Origin of the sequence: Mesorhizobium sp. M0500 (assembly GCF_040321165.1) — a bacterium.
Taxonomy (GTDB): domain Bacteria; phylum Pseudomonadota; class Alphaproteobacteria; order Rhizobiales; family Rhizobiaceae; genus Mesorhizobium.
Genome location: NZ_JAMYRB010000014.1, coordinates 73,767 through 90,815 on the forward strand (window position 1 = coordinate 73,767; position 17,049 = coordinate 90,815).

General features: G+C 62.9%; 11 protein-coding genes. 7 read left to right on the top strand and 4 right to left on the bottom strand.

Annotation, left to right across the window (positions count from 1 at the left end; all coding sequences use genetic code 11):
• Nucleotides 1-18: 18 nt before the first annotated feature.
• The 3 genes from NKI70_RS22725 to NKI70_RS22735 form a co-directional block, all read right to left on the bottom strand.
• Nucleotides 19-810, bottom strand: coding sequence for a TIGR02186 family protein (locus NKI70_RS22725; RefSeq protein WP_352589111.1), 792 nt, complete (start codon nucleotides 808-810; stop codon nucleotides 19-21).
• Nucleotides 810-1,733: a sulfite exporter TauE/SafE family protein gene (locus NKI70_RS22730; protein ID WP_023676949.1), complete on the bottom strand. Its 924-nt coding sequence runs from the start codon at nucleotides 1,731-1,733 to the stop codon at nucleotides 810-812. Before NKI70_RS22730 ends, NKI70_RS22725 begins: the two co-directional genes overlap by 1 nt.
• Nucleotides 1,734-1,925: 192 nt before the next feature.
• Nucleotides 1,926-5,786 carry a peptidoglycan-binding protein gene (locus NKI70_RS22735; RefSeq protein WP_352724914.1) on the bottom strand — a complete coding sequence of 1,287 codons (3,861 nt, stop codon included), beginning with the start codon at nucleotides 5,784-5,786 and terminating at the stop codon, nucleotides 1,926-1,928.
• Between the two features lie 552 nt (nucleotides 5,787-6,338).
• Here NKI70_RS22735 and NKI70_RS22740 point away from each other — a divergent pair.
• The 7 genes from NKI70_RS22740 to NKI70_RS22770 all read left to right on the top strand — a co-directional run bounded on the left by NKI70_RS22740 (nucleotide 6,339) and on the right by NKI70_RS22770 (nucleotide 15,285).
• On the top strand, nucleotides 6,339-6,800 hold the full coding sequence (locus tag NKI70_RS22740; RefSeq protein ID WP_023677331.1) for a MerR family transcriptional regulator: 462 nt from the start codon (nucleotides 6,339-6,341) through the stop codon (nucleotides 6,798-6,800).
• 230 nt (nucleotides 6,801-7,030) lie between these two features.
• Nucleotides 7,031-8,827: an acyl-CoA dehydrogenase gene (locus NKI70_RS22745; RefSeq protein WP_352589117.1), complete on the top strand. Its 1,797-nt coding sequence runs from the start codon at nucleotides 7,031-7,033 to the stop codon at nucleotides 8,825-8,827.
• A gap of 238 nt (nucleotides 8,828-9,065) precedes the next feature.
• Nucleotides 9,066-10,235 (top strand): acyl-CoA dehydrogenase family protein, encoded by a 1,170-nt coding sequence (locus NKI70_RS22750; protein ID WP_023677334.1) that lies wholly within the window; start codon nucleotides 9,066-9,068, stop codon nucleotides 10,233-10,235.
• A 31-nt stretch (nucleotides 10,236-10,266) separates the two neighbouring features.
• Nucleotides 10,267-11,475 carry an acetyl-CoA C-acetyltransferase gene (locus NKI70_RS22755; RefSeq protein ID WP_352589120.1) on the top strand — a complete coding sequence of 403 codons (1,209 nt, stop codon included), beginning with the start codon at nucleotides 10,267-10,269 and terminating at the stop codon, nucleotides 11,473-11,475.
• A gap of 12 nt (nucleotides 11,476-11,487) precedes the next feature.
• Nucleotides 11,488-13,707 (top strand): 3-hydroxyacyl-CoA dehydrogenase NAD-binding domain-containing protein, encoded by a 2,220-nt coding sequence (locus NKI70_RS22760; RefSeq protein ID WP_352724915.1) that lies wholly within the window; start codon nucleotides 11,488-11,490, stop codon nucleotides 13,705-13,707.
• An 82-nt stretch (nucleotides 13,708-13,789) separates the two neighbouring features.
• Entirely contained in the window at nucleotides 13,790-14,434 is a 645-nt protein-coding gene (locus tag NKI70_RS22765; RefSeq protein ID WP_352570363.1) for a S24 family peptidase, read from the top strand.
• An 11-nt stretch (nucleotides 14,435-14,445) separates the two neighbouring features.
• The gene (locus NKI70_RS22770) at nucleotides 14,446-15,285 is read left to right on the top strand and encodes a thermonuclease family protein (RefSeq protein WP_352570364.1); all 840 of its coding nucleotides are present in this window, start codon (nucleotides 14,446-14,448) and stop codon (nucleotides 15,283-15,285) included.
• Here NKI70_RS22770 and NKI70_RS22775 read toward each other — a convergent pair.
• On the bottom strand, nucleotides 15,248-16,903 hold the full coding sequence (locus NKI70_RS22775; protein WP_352570365.1) for a lysine--tRNA ligase: 1,656 nt from the start codon (nucleotides 16,901-16,903) through the stop codon (nucleotides 15,248-15,250). The two genes, NKI70_RS22770 and NKI70_RS22775, sit on opposite strands and share 38 nt — an antisense overlap.
• Between the last annotated feature and the right edge of the window lie 146 nt (nucleotides 16,904-17,049).

The following is a 17,049-nucleotide window of genomic DNA, read 5'->3' on the forward strand; positions in this document are numbered from 1 at the left end:
AACCACTTTTACGAGAGTTCAGTCTTTCCTGAACACCAGTCTTCCGAGCCAGCCGGTCAGCATGGCCAGCGATACGGCAAAGACACCATAGAGGAAGGAATAGTCGTGCGCGACGCGGAAGATCGACTGTTCGAAACCGGACTTGCGGATTTCGAGCTGGGCGGAGCTTTCCTTGATGAACAAGCCGCTCTTGAACAGGAAGGCGCGGGCCTTATGGGTGCCGACCGGAACGTTTGGGGCGAGCCTGACGGTGGCGCGGAACAGGTTCTGCGACAGAAACTGCACACCGCCGACATTCTCGCTGTAGAGGCCGGTCGCCGCCTTGCGTTCGCGCAGCGCGGCGGTGAACTCCTCGATTGTCGCCGGGCTGTCCTCCGCGTCGGCGGGCTGCAAATAGAGGTTGGAGGCGCCAAGCGACAGCTGCTTGTAGCTGTTCGGATCGGTGACGTCCTGCAGCGGCCGCGTCGTCGCCACCGAATAGGAGACAGGTACGTTTTTGAAGGTCTCCGACTCCAGATTGACCCAGACGCCGAGCACCCGGTCCTTGCGGCGCACGACGACCGGCCGAGCCGGGCCTTCCAGCACGACGATCACGTCGTAGCGCCCTTGCCGCGCGACAAGCGGATCGGCATTTTCCAGCGAGCCGAAAATGGTCAGGTCGGCGCCGGAAAAGCCGGCGGTAATCGAGACATTGTCGGTGGAAAGGCCGATCTGGATGTTTTCGGTTAGTGGCGCCTGCGCCTTCGCCGATGGCGCAGCAGCCAGCAGCGACAGCAAGGCGGCGGCCGCGAGCGTCCTTAGGCCGGCCATCAGCTCAGGCCCACGCCGGACAGAGAATAGAGATTGGGCGGCGTGACGAAAAGATCGATGGCAAGCCGGATGGCTACCGCCAGCACGAGCAGCGCCAGCAGCGCCCTGAGTTGCTCGCCCCGCAGCCTCTGACCAGCCTTGGCGCCATATTGCGCGCCGGCGACGCCGCCTGCCATCAACAGGAAGGCGAGCATGACGTCGACCGTCTGGTTGGTGGTGGCGTGGACCAGCGTGGTGTAAGCCGAGGTGAAGATGATCTGGAACAGCGAGGTGCCGATGACGACGTTGGTCGGCACCTTCAAAAGGTAGATCAGGGCCGGCACCATGATGAAGCCGCCGCCGACGCCCATGATCGAGGACAGGAAGCCAATCGCCGCGCCCAGCCCAAGCACCGGAATGACGCTGACGAAGAGCTTCGAGGCCCTGAACCGCATCTTCAGCGGCAGGCGGTGGATCCAATTATGCTGGCCGGATTTCTTCAACACCGGTGCGGCGCCGCTGCGAGTGGCGCGCAGCGCATTGACGCTCTCGACCAGCATCAGTCCGCCGACGGTGCCGAGCAGCACGACGTAGAGCAGCGAGATGAACAGGTCGAGCTGGCCGAGCCGGCGCAGGAGCGCAAAGACATAGATACCACCGGTCGAGCCGACGATGCCGCCGGCTAAAAGCACGCCGCCGAGCTTGAAATCGAGCGTGCCGCGCTTCATGTGCGACAGGGCGCCGGAGAAGGAGGAAGCGATGACCTGGTTGGCGCCGGTGGCGACCGCGATTGCCGGCGGTATGTTGTAGAAGATCAGCAGCGGCGTAATGAGAAAGCCGCCGCCCACGCCGAACATGCCCGACAGGAAACCCACCGCCGCACCCATGGCCAGCAGCACGAAGATGTTGACGGAAATTTCCGCGATCGGGAGATAGATGCCCACCCGTCAGTCTCGATCAGTTTGCCTCCTGGCGAATGCAACCGTTGCGGGCATTTTTGCGTCAGAAGGCTATCTCGTTCTTGCGCCGGCCGGGCCGTGAAGTCAAACTTCGCAGCACCGCCGAAACAAAAAACAACTCAATCAGTTAACAGGCAAATCTGTGGCAAAGGCGTCGCGGAAACGACGCATCCGCCGTTATTTACGCGCAAGCAGCGCCTTGACCAGCTTTTCGTCGATCGCGCCGGTTGCCTTCATATCGTTGTCGGCCTGGAAGGCCATGATCGCGTTCTTGGTTTTCTGGCCCATCATGCCGTCGGGATTGCCGGCCTCGTAGCCGTTCTTGTTGAGAATGCGCTGGATGTTCTGGACCGCTTTCTTCATGTCGATGCCGGCGGTCGTCTGCGGTGTGCCGTCCTGCCACGATTCAGGAACGTCGGCCGAATTGGCGGCTGGATCGAGCGGCTTGGCCTTCCACAGTTCAGCCGCGGCCCGCGCACGCTCCAGCTGGTCGGGCCTCAGCGCCTTGGCGATCTCGTCGCGCTTGGCCGCCGCATCCTTGTCGCCGGTCTTGGCGACGAGTGCGAACCATTTGTAGCTCTCCTCGAGGTTCTGCTTCATGCCGACGCCCTTCGCCGCGAGGATGCCGAGATTGAACTGGCTATCCTTGACACCGAGATCCGCCGCCGCCTGGAACCAGCGCGCTGCCGATTCATTGTCGGTCACGCCATCCGTCGCCATCGCAAACAGCACGGCAAGATTGTGCATCGCGCTGGCATTGCCCTGCGCTGCGGCAAGCTGGTACCAGGTTTTCGCTTTCTTGATGTCGCGTGCGACGCCGACGCCCTTCTCGTAGAAATTGCCGATGCGGTATTCTGCCGGTACGAAACCGAGTTCGGCAGCTTTCTCATACCATTTGGCCGCCGCCGCCATGTCTTCTTTGACGCCGCGAGACTCGGCGTAGCGCGAGCCGATCTCGAACAGCGCCTTGGCGTCGCCGCCGGCCGCTGCATCGCGCAGGGCGGCCGGACCCGCATCGGCCGGAACGTCGATCTTGGCAACGCCTGCCGCGGCAGCATCCGCCGGCGGCACCGTGCCGGTCGTGTCCTGCGTCGCAGTGGTGGCTATAGCAGGCGCGGCAGCCATTGGCTCGGCGTCGCTGGCCGTCGCCGCTGCCGGCGCGGGCACTGCGGCCGCGGTGTCTTGCGCCGCCAGGTCAGCAGGCGCCGCGGAAGCCGAGGGCGCCGTCGATGTCTCGGCTGCCGGTGTAGCGGGGCCGGTTTGCGCCGCCGTGTCGTCCTTGGTCATCGATGCGGATGGCTCTGCCTGCCTGACGGTGGGCGACGGCGCGCTCTCCTGTGTTGTCGTCTGCGCGTCCGCCTTCGGCTCGCTGGCAACGCTGGCCAAAGCGGTTTCCACCGGCTGTACGGCCACGGCCGGTGCCGCCTCATTGTTGGTGACTTCGACCGGGTCGGAGAAGAAGGCTTTGCCCAGTTGCAGGCCGGCAAGCGCCAGCATGATGGCGATTGCCCCCATCAGGATCGGCTTGCGCCGCGCCTTGAGCAGGTCGCCGATCCTGAGTGCCTTGACCGGGCCTTTCATCGTCGACTGGCGCTTGAGGGCGTCCGCCTCGGCGGCCGCCGCTTGCGCAGCCCGTCTGGCTGCCGCGATGAAGTCCGATTTCGCCGCCTCAGCGCCGCCTTCCCGGGTCGGCTGCCCGCGCTCGTCGCGCACGCGCTTCATGATGGCGCTGAGGTCGGGTGCGCCGGAGCCGGGTTCCAGTGGCCGGTTGGCGAGCTTGGGGTCGAGGGGCTCGTCGAGATCGACGCTCGGTATCTCGGCGCTCTGCGCCGAGCCTGCAAGCGGCGGCATCTCGGCGTCCTTCTTGCCCTTCAAGGCGCGCGCCAGCCCGCCTAACATCGATTTCCTGCCGCCGCCTTGCTCGGTTTTTTCACGCGTCGTGTCTGAACCGAGAGCCGCCAGGGCTGCTGCGGCGGCGGCCTCGGCTGGCGTACGCGGACCTGGCTCGTCGCGCACGAGCGCCGCGGCGCGGCCGTCGAGATCGGCCATGCTGCCCGTCAACGGCAGCGGCTGGTCGAGGTCCATCGACGGTGCGTCCTGCACCGAGATCTTGGATGGCCGGCCGAAACGCTTGCTCAACTCCGCGCTTGCCGGTTCGCCCGTCTCCAATGAACCAAGCCTGTCAACGATCTTGAGCAGCGTATCGTGGATAGCCTCGAACGTTCTCGAATTGCGCTCGTCCGAACGGCGCGTCAGTGCCTCGAGCGTCTTCAGGTCCTGGGCGAGGCCGGTAACGGCCGCCGTGTTGGCGCTTGATCCGGCCAGTGAGCGGACGGCGCTCTCAGCCGCCTCGCGCGCCGCGCCGAGGATGGAATCGCGGGTTCCGGCCAGCGACTTCTCGATTTCGTTGAGACGCGGGCTGATGTCGTCGAATTCCGGCAGCGGCGTGCCGGGCTTGGAAAGATGCGCCGTCAGGCCGGCGACCTGCGCTTCAAGGCTGCGGATCAACGCCGGGTCGATGCTGGCGACCTGCGCCGCGGACGAATCCAGCCGGCTTGAGATGTCTTCGAGCCGGCTCTCCAGGCCACGGATCGCCGCCTCGTTGGCGGGATCTGGAACGCGCGTCTCAATCCGCTTGGCCAGCGCGGTGAAGCGGGCGTCGATAGCATCCATAATGCCGGCGCTATCGACCTGCGGCATGCGCTGGTCCAGCCTGTCGGCGACCTCGTCCAACCGGCGCTCAAGGTCGCGAAACAGCATGTTGCCTTGTTCGATTGCGTCGCCCTGGCGACGTTCCATCATGCTGGACAGCACGTCGAAGCGCTGCTCGAGCCCCTGGAAGATGTAGTCGGCGTCGGGCATGGCAGGCGCGTGGTCGATCTTGTCGGCAATAAGCGCGACTTGCCTGGCAAGGCGCTCCATCGCCTGTTCCGGCAGATTGGCTCGGCCGGCCAGTTCATCCACGCGGCTCGACAATGTGTTGAGACGGTCGATGACCTCCCGACCCGGACGATCCTGCGACACTTCTTCGATTTGCTGGGCCAGTGAATCGATCCGCTTCTCGATGCGTTCGAAGGGCTCGGGGTCGAACGAATTGGCTTGCGCGGCAACCGTCGAGGCGACGATCGCGCGGGAAATCTCGTCGAGCCGCTCGTCGATCTGACTGAATGTGTCGCCGCCGCGATTGTCCTGCTGGCGGGCGAAATGGTCGACCGCTCCGGCAAGCGTGCGGACCTTTTCCTCGAGCGAGCGCAGCGACAGCGATTCCGGCAGATTGCTGACGGCATTGCTGATCTGTTCGAGCCGCTCCGTCAGCGCCGACAGGCCGGGTGCATCGGAACGCTTGCGCTGATCGGCCTCGACGCGATCCTCGAAAGCGTTCCAGCGGCGGTCGAAATCGTCCCAGCGGCGTCCGACCGCCTGCACGCTCTCCTCGCGCGCCAGCGTATCGAGCGCGGCTTTGACCTGCTCAAGCTCGAGCCGCAGCATATTGACGCTTCTGTCGTCGCTTTTTTCGGCCAGTGTCTGGATGGCGCCGGAAAGCCGCTCGAATTCGACGCTGAGTTCGGCGCTGCCTTTGCCGCCGCCATTTGACTGGAAGGCTCGCCCAATATTCTTGCTTAGTACCTCGAACTCGCGTTGCAGGCCGGAGGTCATCTGCTGGCGCAAGTCTTCGCGCAGGCCGCGCAATTCCCCGGCGATCTTGCCGGCTAGGGCGACGCTGTCCTCCTGGCCGCGTACCCGGTCGATATCGCGGGCGATCGCCTGGTAATTCTGGTCGAAAGCCGCTGCTGGACCTTTCGGCCGCTGCGCGCGTGGATCCTCATACCGGCGCTGCTGGCCATAGGGTTGGGCGCTGGGATAGCGTGGTTCTGCCGCTGGTCGGCGCGGATCGGGGTGGCTTGCCGTCTCCTCGCGCGTCCGCTCCAGCCGCTGCTCCAGAGTTTCCAGGGAGCGGTTGAGCTCTTCAAGCGTCGTGTGCGGCCGGCGTTGCCTGCCGGCGTTGAGTGTATCGAGGTAGGACCGCTTGCTGTTCATCAATGCGCCCGTTTCAGAATTGCTGGCTTTCACCAGGTTCCCAAAGTCCTGCCGGGACGAAGGCGACTGCTTGGCTTGTTGCAGTGGAAGACGAGCTTCCCGGGTCTCATCCGCGCTCCGAAAAACCGTGAAAAATTCAGTACAGGATAGACACGGGTAACCGACATGCGCACATTTCGCCCCAACGTGGTAAACAACGCGTTAACCAAGCTTAAGAAGTTGCAACTTTGTCGGCTGGCCGCCGACGGCGCCGGGTGTCTTTTTTGGACGCGCAAAAGACGTTGTAGAATTTTGATCAGCCGCATGATCGCTCCCGAAATCGGCAACGACCTTTTAGGTTGTCCGCTGGTGCTGCGGCATAAAGTTGCAAGACCAGAACGCTCTTGCGTGGTGAGGCGGCTATCGATATAGAATTGACGTAAACGTAAATGAGCGGATTACGCCGTTTGCGATTTGTTTGTTGAAACCACGAGTGGAAGTACGCCCCCGCTTTCACTCAGGCGACGCAAGGTCCGCGACCGCGACGCCACCAGACGGGGAAAGCCAGTGACCATGAAACTTATTTCGCCCGGCCAAGCCGCGGCCAACACCAACGATATGTCGAGCGAAGCCGGTGAAGAGCTTGTCCGCATCGGCGAAATGGCCAAGAAATACGGAGTGACGCTGCGTACGCTGCGTTTCTATGAGGACAAGGGTCTGCTCAACCCGCAGCGCGACGGCTCGACCCGTCTCTATACACGCCGCGACAGGGCCCGGCTGAAGCTGATCCTGCTTGGCCGCAAGGTCGGGTTCTCGCTGCGCGACGTCAAGCAGATGATGGACCTCTATGATCCGAACGGCTCCAACACCAAGCAATTGCGGCTGGCGCTCGACAAGTCGGAGAAGCAGCTTGCCCGTCTGCAGAAGCAGCGGGCGCTGATCGACGACGCCATCAGCGAACTGAGTGCTTCGATGTCGACCGTCCGGCAAATGCTGATCGAGCGCTCGACGCCGCAGGCCAGCGTAGCGAGCTAAACTAAGCTTTCGATTTGTGACGAATAAGAGCCGCGTGGCTTTCGCTGCGCGGTTCTTCGTCGTTTGCCGTGCTTTGTCGTTTGTCGTCCTGGCGCGCGGGGGAAAATTTGACGCACCGCCGAATTGACGTTTACGCAAACGTCAATATTTGTTATCTCGACCACAACGTTGGTCCGTCTGCCATCCTCATATGCTGGGGCTGGGCCAAGACCGCATGGTGGAGGAAACGCATGCCGATCTACAGAGCGCCGGTCCGGGACACGCTGTTCGTGCTGAACGAAGTGCTGGGATATCGGCGTTATTCCAATCTTCCCGGATTTTCCGACGCGACGCCGGATGTGCTCGAGGCCATCCTTGCCGAGGGCGCGAAGCTCGCCGAAAACGTGATGCAGCCGCTGAACCGCGTTGGCGACGTGGAAGGCTGCATGCGCCATGACGACGGTTCGGTAACGACGCCGAAAGGCTTCAAGGAAGCTTTCGACCAGTATCGCGAAGGCGGCTGGATGGGGCTCGCGGCACCTGTCGAGTTTGGCGGGCAAGGCTTGCCCTACGCGGTGCACACTGCGGTTGCCGAATACATGGTGTCGGCCAATATGTCGCTGATGATGTATGCCGGCCTGACGCAAGGCGCGATCGCTGCGATCATCACCCATGGCACCAAAGAGCAGAAGGCAACATGGTTGCCGAAGCTGGTCGAGGGCGCCTGGACCGGCACCATGAACCTGACCGAGCCACACTGCGGAACCGATCTTGGCTTGCTGCGCACCAAGGCCGTCCCAAATGGCGACGGCACCTACAGGATCTCCGGTCAGAAGATCTTCATCTCGGCCGGCGAGCATGACATGTCGGACAATATCGTCCACCTGGTGCTGGCCCGTATCGAGGGCGCGCCGGATGGCGTGAAGGGCATCTCGCTGTTCATCGTGCCGAAGCTCAAGCTCGATGCCTCAGGCAATCCGGGCGAGAAGAACACCGTCTCCTGTGGCTCGATCGAGGAGAAGATGGGTATCCATGGCAACTCGACCTGCGTCATGAATTACGACGACGCTGAAGGCACGCTGCTCGGCGAGGCCAATGGCGGGCTGAAAGCAATGTTCACCATGATGAATGAGGCGCGGCTTGGCGTCGCCCTGCAGGGACTTTCGCTATCTGAGGTTGCCTACCAGAATGCGGTTTCCTACGCCAAGGATCGTCTGCAGGGCCGCTCGCTGTCAGGGCCGAAGGCGCCGGACAGGAAGGCCGATCCGATCATCGTCCATCCGGACATCCGCCGCAGCCTGATGACCATGAAGGCTTTCAACGAGGCCGGCCGCGCGCTGGCGCTGTGGACGGCGATCAAGTCCGACATCGCTCACCGCTCCGGTGACGACAAAGATCGCCAGGTCGCAGACGACTACACCGGCCTGATGACGCCGGTGGTCAAAGGCGTGCTCACCGACAAGGGGTTCGATCATGCGGTAATGGCGCAGCAGGTCTTCGGCGGCCACGGCTATATAGAAGAGCACGGCATGAGCCAGTTCGTCCGCGATGCGCGCATCGCCATGATCTATGAGGGTGCCAACGGCATCCAGGCGCTCGACCTCGTCGGCCGCAAGCTGGCCTTGAATGGCGGCCGCGCGGTCCAGGCTTTCTTTAAGGAAGTCGGAGAGTTCTGCGAGGAAAACCGCACCGACGAGACGATGGCGCCCTTCACCAAGGCGCTGAAGAAGGGCCTCAACGATCTGCAGACGGCGACGATGTGGCTGGTGCAGAACGGCATGGCCAAGCCCGATAACGCCGGTGCCGCCTCGACCGATTACATGCATCTCTTCGGCCTGGTGGCGCTGGGCTATATGTGGGCGCAGATGGCCAAGGTGGCCGCAGCGAAATTGGCGAACGGCGCCGACGGCGCTTCGTCCTTCTACGACAACAAGCTGGTGACGGCGCACTTCTTCATGGAGCGGATCATGCCGGAGACGTCGGCGCATCTTGCCCGCATCTCCAGCGGCGCCGACACATTGATGGCACTGCCGGCGGAAGCGTTCTAGGTTCGGCGTCTCCCTCCCGCTCGAGGGGATGGTGGCCCGAAGGGCCGGGAGGGGTCCTGCGTGCAGTGCGCCGACCTCCATTCTGGTGCATGCCTTGGAGGAAAATGATCGCAATGCCGTGGCACATGGCGCAGGTTGTAAAAGGTAAGGTCGAGCAAGTCATCGGCGACCCCACCCGGCCGCTTCGCGGCCACCCTCCCCTCGAGGGGGAGGGGAACGTCGGCGCGAGGGAGAAACCATGACCCACCCCGCCGAAATCCTTGGCCTTCCCAAGCCCGCCTGGGCGGCGGACGAGGTCGGCATGCTTTACGACATGGCGCACCGCTTCATGTCGGAAGAGATCGCGCCGCGTTACGACGAGTTCGAGAAGAACGAAATGGTCGACCGCGAGAGCTGGCTGAAGGCGGGTGCTGCCGGCCTGCTCTGCGCCTCTATGCCGGAGGAATATGGCGGATCGGGCGGCACCTTCGCGCATGAGAGCGCCATCATCGAGGCGATCGGCCATGTCGGCGTCGACGGGTTCGGCATTGGCCTGCACAATTCGATCGTTGCCCCCTACATCCTCCATTACGGCTCGGACGAGCAGAAGAAGAAATGGCTGCCGAGGCTGGCGACCGGCGAGCTGATCGGCGCCATCGCCATGACCGAGCCCGGTGCGGGCTCCGACCTTCAGAGCGTCAAGACGCGCGCCGAAAAGGACGGCAACCAGTACAAGCTCAACGGCTCGAAGACCTTTATCACCAACGGCCAGCTCGCCAATTTCATCATCGTCGTTGCCAAGACCGATCCTGAGAAGGGCGCCAAGGGCATCTCGCTGATCGTCGTCGAGACTGACGAGGTGGAAGGTTTCGAGCGCGGCCGCAACCTCGACAAGATCGGCCTCAAGGCCAACGACACGTCGGAACTGTTCTTCAACGACGTACGTGTGCCGACCTCGAACCTGCTCGGCAACGACGAAGGCCAGGGCTTCGTCCAGTTGATGCAACAATTGCCGCAGGAGCGGCTGCAGATCGGCACCACTGCTATCGCCATGGTCGAGCGGGCCTTGGCGCTTACCATCGACTACGTCAAGGAGCGCAAGGCCTTCGGCAAGCCCATCATCGAATTCCAGAACACCCAGTTCAAGCTTGCCGAATTGAAGACCGAGGCGACCATCGGCCGCGTCTTCTACAATGACTGCGTTGCCCGTCACATTAACGGCGGCCTCGACCCGGTGACCGCGTCTATGGCCAAATACTGGCTGTCGGACCTGCAAGGAAAAGTCGTCGACGAATGCCTTCAATTGCATGGCGGCTATGGCTACATGAATGAATATCCGATTGCGCGCATGTTCCGCGACGCCCGCGTCCAGCGCATCTACGGCGGCACCAACGAGATCATGAAATTGCTGATCGGGCGCTCGCTCTGAGCGAGTTTCAGCAAACCCAAGGAGCAGGAAAATGGCCGAAGCTTATGTCTATGATGCCGTGCGCACGCCGCGCGGCAGGGGCAAGAAGGATGGCTCGCTGCACGAAGTGCCGGCGGTGCGGCTCGGCGCCAAGGTGCTCGAGGCCATCCGCGACCGCAACGGGCTGGACACCGGCACCGTCGACGACATCATCTTCGGTTGTGTCGATCCGGTTGGCGAGGCGGGTGCGGTCATTCCACGTGCCGCCGCTTTCGAGGCCGGCTACGACACCAAGGCGCCTGGCATGCAGATATCGCGCTTCTGCGCCTCGGGCCTCGACGCCATCAATTTCGGCGCCGCCAAGATCGCGCAGGGCGCCGACGAGATCGTCATTGCCGGTGGCGTCGAATCGATGTCGCGCGTCGGCATGGGCGCCTCCGGCGGCGCCTGGTTCATGGACCCATCGGTCGGCCTGCCCGGCTGGTTCGTGCCGCAAGGAATCTCGGCCGACCTGATCGCCACCAAATACGGCTTTTCGCGCGACGACGTCGATGCCTACGCGGTCGAAAGCCAGAAGCGTGCCGCCAAGGCGTGGGGCGAGGGCCGCTTCAAGAATTCGGTGATCTCGGTCAAGGACCAGAACGGCCTGACCATCCTCGACCATGACGAACATATGCGGCCCTCGACCGACATGCAGTCGCTGGCCGCGCTCAACCCGTCCTTCGTCATGCCCGGCGAAATGGGCGGCTTCGACGCCGTCGCCGTGCAGAAGCATCCCGAGGTGGAACAGGTCAACCACGTCCACCATGCCGGCAATTCCTCCGGCATCGTCGATGGCGCGGCGGCCGTGCTGCTCGGCTCGAAAAAGGCGGGAAAGACGCTCGGCCTCAAGCCGCGCGCACGCATCCGTGCGTTCGCCAACATCGGCTCCGAACCGGTGCTGATGCTGACCGGCCCCGTCGACGTCACCGAGAAGCTGTTGAAGCGGGCGAAGATGAAGCTGTCGGACATCGACCTGTTCGAGCTCAACGAGGCCTTCGCTTCGGTGGTGCTGCGCTACATGCAGGCTTTCGACATTCCGCATGACCGGATCAACGTCAATGGTGGGGCCATCGCCATGGGCCATCCGCTCGGCGCCACCGGTGCGATGATCTTCGGTACGGTGCTGGACGAATTGGAACGCCGCGACCTCAACACCGCGCTGGTGACGCTTTGCATCGGCGCCGGCATGGGCACTGCAACGATCATCGAACGCGTCTGACGGAGAGAGATGATGAGCTACACCAATTTCACCCTCGACATCGACGCCGACGGCATTGCGCTGGTCACCTGGGACATGCCGGACCGTTCGATGAACGTCTTCACCGAAGAGGTGATGCTCGAACTGAATACCATCGTCGACAAAGTGGCGAGCGATGCAGCGATAAAGGGCGCGGTGATCACCTCCGGCAAGGATACGTTCTCGGGCGGCGCCGACATCACCATGCTGCAGAAGATGCTGGCGACCTTCGCCGCCGACAAGGCGAAGGACCCGGAGAAGGCGACCAAGGCGCTGTTCGACAATGCGGGCACCATGAACGGCCTGTTCCGTAAGCTGGAAACTTCGGGAAAGCCATGGGTTTCGGCGATCAACGGCACATGCATGGGTGGCGCGTTCGAATTGTCGCTCGCCTGCCATGGCCGTGTCGCGGCCGATTCAGACAAAGTGAGGATGGCGCTTCCCGAAGTGAAGATCGGCATTTTTCCGGGGGCCGGCGGCACCCAGCGCGTGCCACGGCTGACCGACCAGCAGCAGGCGCTGCAAATGCTGACGTCCGGCCAGACGCTGTCGCCTCAGAAGGCCAAGTCGATGGGCCTGATCCATGAGATTGCCGAGCCGGACAAGCTGGTCGAAACCGCCAAGGCGATGATCAGGAACGGCTTGAAACCGGTGGCGCCATGGGATGAAAAGGGCTTCAAGCTGCCCGGCGCCCCGATCTATTCGGTGGCCGGTGCCAATCTGTGGCCGCCGGCCATCGCCATTCTGCGCCGAGAGACCTATGGCAATTATCCCGCCGCTGCCGCCATCCTGAAATGCGTCTATGAGGGCCTGTTGGTACCGTTCGACACCGCCTTGCGGATCGAGCAACGCTATTTCACCGAGATTATGCAGACCAGGGAAGCGGCAGCGATGATCCGTTCGCTGTTCGTGTCGCTGCAGGAACTGAACAAGGGCGCGCGCCGCCCGGCCGGTGTGCCGGAAACGAAGTTCAAGAAGATCGGCGTACTCGGCGCCGGCTTCATGGGCGCCGGTATAGCCTATGTGACGGCCAAGGCCGGCATTCCGGTGGTGCTGCTCGACCGCGACATGGAGTCCGCCGCCAAGGGCAAGGCGCATTCCGACAACCTGATCTCGGATCAGGTAAAGAAGGGCCGTGCCAAGCCGCAGGACAAGTATCAGTTGCTGTCGCTAATCACGCCGACGGCCGACTATGCGGATCTCGCCGGCTGCGATCTTGTGGTCGAGGCGGTATTCGAGGATTCGGCCGTAAAGAAGGGTGCCACCGAACAGGCCGAGGCTGTGCTCAAGCCGTCGGCGATCTTCGCCTCGAATACGTCGACCATACCGATTACATCGCTGGCCAGGAATTCGGCGCGGCCGAAGAATTTCATCGGCATCCATTTCTTCTCGCCGGTCGACAAGATGATGCTGATCGAGATCATCCTCGGCAAGAAGACCGGCGACAAGGCGTTGGCAACCGCGATCGACTTTGTCCGTGCCATCAAGAAAACGCCGATTGTCGTCAACGATACGCGCGGCTTCTATGTTAATCGCTGCGTGCTGCGCTACATGTCGGAGGCCTACAAGATGCTGATCGAAGGTGTTCCGGCGCCAATGATCGAGAACGCGGCCAAGGCCGCCGGCATGCCGGTCGGTCCTTTGGCGTTGACCGACGAGACGGCGATCGACCTTGCCCAGAAGATCATGAAGCAGACCATGCGCGACCTCGGCGACAAGGCGGTCGATCCGAAGCAGATGGCGCTGATCAACACGATGGTCGACACGCATAGTCGCTTGGGCCGCAAGAACGGCAAGGGCTTCTATGACTATCCGGCAAAACCGGCCAAGAAGAAGCTGTGGCCAGGCCTCAGGGATCTCTACCCGCAGCTGGCGCCGGAGCAGGTCGATTATGAGGAACTGAAGCAGCGGCTGTTGGTCACCATCGCGCTTGAGGCGGTACGGGTGATGGAAGAGGGCATCGTTACCGACCCACGCGAGGCCGATGTCGGCTCGATCCTGGCCTTCGGCTTCGCGCCCTATACAGGCGGTGCACTGTCCTACATCGACGGCATCGGCGCGAAGAAATTCGTCAAACTCGCCAAGCGCCTGCAGAAGAAATACGGCACCGAGTTCAAGGCGCCGAAGCTGCTGCTTGATATGGCCGAGAAGGGCGAGACCTTCTACGAGCGCTTCGATCCCTATACCAGAGACGAGGCCAAGGAGGCAGCCTGACCCCGTCTTCGGCGGTGGACAAGATGGCGGCCAAGGGATAGAACAGGGAAGGTATTTTTTCCTGTTTCGAAGGAAGAGCAAGGTGCTCTCGCACGACCGCGTTTGGGCCGCCATCGACGCTCTTGCCGAGCGTTATTCGCTTTCGGCCTCTGGACTGGCCAGGCGCGCTGGCCTCGACTCGACCGCCTTCAACAAATCGAAGCGGCTGTCCTCAGATGGACGGCCGCGCTGGCCGTCGACCGAATCGCTGGCCAAGATCATCGAGGCAACCGGCGCCTCGCTGGATGAATTTGCGGGGCTGGTCGAGGGTCGGAGTCATTCCGGCGCACTACCCGTGCAGAGATCGTCGGTGCCGCTGCTCGGCTTCGCCCAGGCGGGCGCCGGTGGCTTCTTCGACGACGCCGGGTTTCCAGCGGGGCAGGGATGGGACCTGATCGAGCTTCCGGCACGGGCAACCGAAACCTCCTATGCCTTGAAGGTCCAGGGCGATTCCATGCTGCCGCTCTATCGCAATGGCGATGTCCTGATCGTCGAGCCAGGGGCTACCATACGAAAGGGTGATCGCGTCGTCGTCAAGACCAATGCCGGCGAGGTGATGGCCAAGGTGCTCGACGGCCAGACACCGAGGTCAATCGCGCTGGTCTCCCTCAATCCCGATCACCCGGACCGCGACATCCCCATGCGCGATGTCGAATGGGTGGCGCGGATTGTCTGGGCAAGCCAGTAGGCGCGGGGCCGGTGCGTCTGCCTCACCTTGCCTTGGCTGTTCTGGCGATCCCGGCGATGGCCACGGCAATTGTCGCCGCCGGCCGCGCCGTCCAGAGCGAAAGCGGCGGCCCCTGGGAGCAAATCCAGGTCGGCGTTGAACCGCAGCCCGCCGCGCCGGCTACGTCGGCCATCCCGAAGCCAGTGCCGGCCAAGCAGGCGGCGCATTCGAGGGCAATCGATCCAGAAATCGTGGTGCCGCCGCAGCTCGGTTCCAACGAGCTTGAACGGATAGAGCCGCGCGCCCCGTTGAGCGATCTGGCATTGGCCGGACCGCCCAAGCCGCCAAAAACGAAAATGCCCGACGACTGGAAAGGCACGAAACTATTCCAGCCAGTCGCGTCGGCCGCCGGGGTCATCGAAGTAAAGGGCTATTCGATTGCGGTTTCCGGTATCGACATCGTCAAGCAGGAGGAGACTTGCACCGACGGCGGCGAGTCCTGGAATTGCGGCATTCGGGCGCGAACGGCCTTCCGCGCCTTTCTCCGCAGTCGTGCGGTGGTCTGTGCCGTGCCGCCCGAAGGCGGTCGTGATCTGATCGCCGCCGAGTGCCGGATCGGCAATCAGGATATCGGCCAATGGCTGGTCGAAAATGGCTGGGCGCGCGCCGCCAAGGGCGGCCCTTACGCAGAAGCCGGCGAGAAGGCGCGTGCAGCAAAAAAAGGCGTCTTCGGGCCGCCGCCGAGCGTTTCAGGCCTGCCGCCGCTCCCGGCTGCTGCGTCGCGATCCGCGCCTGTAGCGCCTAGCTCGATCCTGGAGGAGCAAGACGGCGTCCTCATGCCGCCAGCTGACCAGCCAGCGCCCGCTGAATGAGCTCGCGCGTTTCGGCGATGCCGTAGAGCGCGGCGAAGGAGCCGAAGCGCGGCCCGCGTTCCTGACCTATCAGCACCTGATAGATCATCTGGAAGAAGGCGACGGAGACACCGGGTCCGCCCTCCGGGCTCTGCTTGGAATGATCCTGGTAGCGCTCGATCTTGCGCGCAACATTGAGGGCAGCGTTCTGGATTGCCTCGCTGTCGGCATCAGCCGGCAGCGCGGCGAGCGCTTCCGAAAGCTTGGTCAGCGCCTCGCGCTCGACCGCGTCGGCAGCACGGTACACTTTCGCCGGCTTCACGAAATCGTCGAAATAGCGGATGGCATATTCGGCCAGCCGGTCGAGCTCGGGATGGGTTGTCGGCGTCACACCCGGCGCGTGGCGCGAAATGAAACCCCACAGCACGTCCCTGTTCTGCGCATTCGAGGCGCTGACCAGGTTGAGCAGCAGCGAGAACGGAACCGGCAGGTCGACTGCCGGGGGATTGCCGTCATGCATGTGCCAGACCGGATTGCCCAGCCGCTCCTTCCAGTCCTGCCTCTGATAGGCAGAGAGGAACGTGTAATATTCGTCTACCGCCCTCGGGATGACGTCGAAATAAAGCTTCTTCGCGGTTCGCGGGCGCTGGAACATATAAAGGCTAAGGCTCTCGGTCGGCGCGTAAGTCAGCCACTCGTCGATGGTCAGCCCATTGCCCTTCGACTTCGAGATCTTCTGGCCGTTCTCATCGAGGAACAGCTCATAATTGAAGCCCTCCGGTGCCGGAGCATCGAGCGCGCGGCAAATCTGCCCGGCGAGCTTGACGGAATCGATCAGATCCTTGCCGGACATCTCGTAATCGACGCCGAGTGCTGCCCAGCGCATCGCCCAATCTGGCTTCCATTGCAGCTTGGCATGACCGCCGGTCACCGGCGTCTCGAAGCGCTCGCCGGTGTCCGGGTCGCGCCACACGATGGTGCCGGCGTCGAGCTTGCGCTCGTCGATCGCGACTTGCATGACGATGCCGGTCTTGGGATGGATCGGCAGGAAGGGCGAATAGCTCAGCGCCCGCTCCTCGCGCAGCGACGGCAGCATAATTGCCATCACCTTATCGAAGCGCTCGAGCATCTTGAGCAGCGTCGCGTCGAAGCGGCCGGAAGTATAATAGTCGGTCGAGGAAGCGAATTCGTAATCGAAGCCGAAACGGTCGAGGAAAGCGCGCAGCCGTGCGTTATTGGCGGCGCCGAAGGACGGATACTCATTGGAGAACGGGTCCGGTATCCTGGTCAGCGGCTTGCCGAGATAGGCGCGCAGCATGTCCTTGTTAGGCACATTGTCCGGCACCTTGCGCAATCCGTCCATGTCGTCGGAGAAGCACAGCAGCCGCGTCTTGACCTTGTCTTCAGTCAGCACGCGGAAGGCGTGGCGCACCATAGATGTGCGCGCCACCTCGCCGAACGTGCCGATGTGCGGCAGGCCGGACGGGCCGTAGCCGGTCTCGAACAGCACCGTTTCCGGGTAGCCGCTGCTCGCGTAGCGGGCGACGATCTTTTTCGCTTCCTCGAATGGCCACGCCTTGCTTTCGGCGGCGGCGGCGAGGACTTCCGGGCTGAGATCGATCGGCTGTTGTTCGGCCATGATGCTATTCCTGCAACTTTGCCAGCATCCATGCCGGCAGCCGCATGCTCTAGACCATGATCCCGAAAAGTGGAACCCGGTTTTCGGGCAGCACCGTGATCAGGCAAGAAGATTAAGAGCCCCCGTCCCGATAGTCAGGATGGATC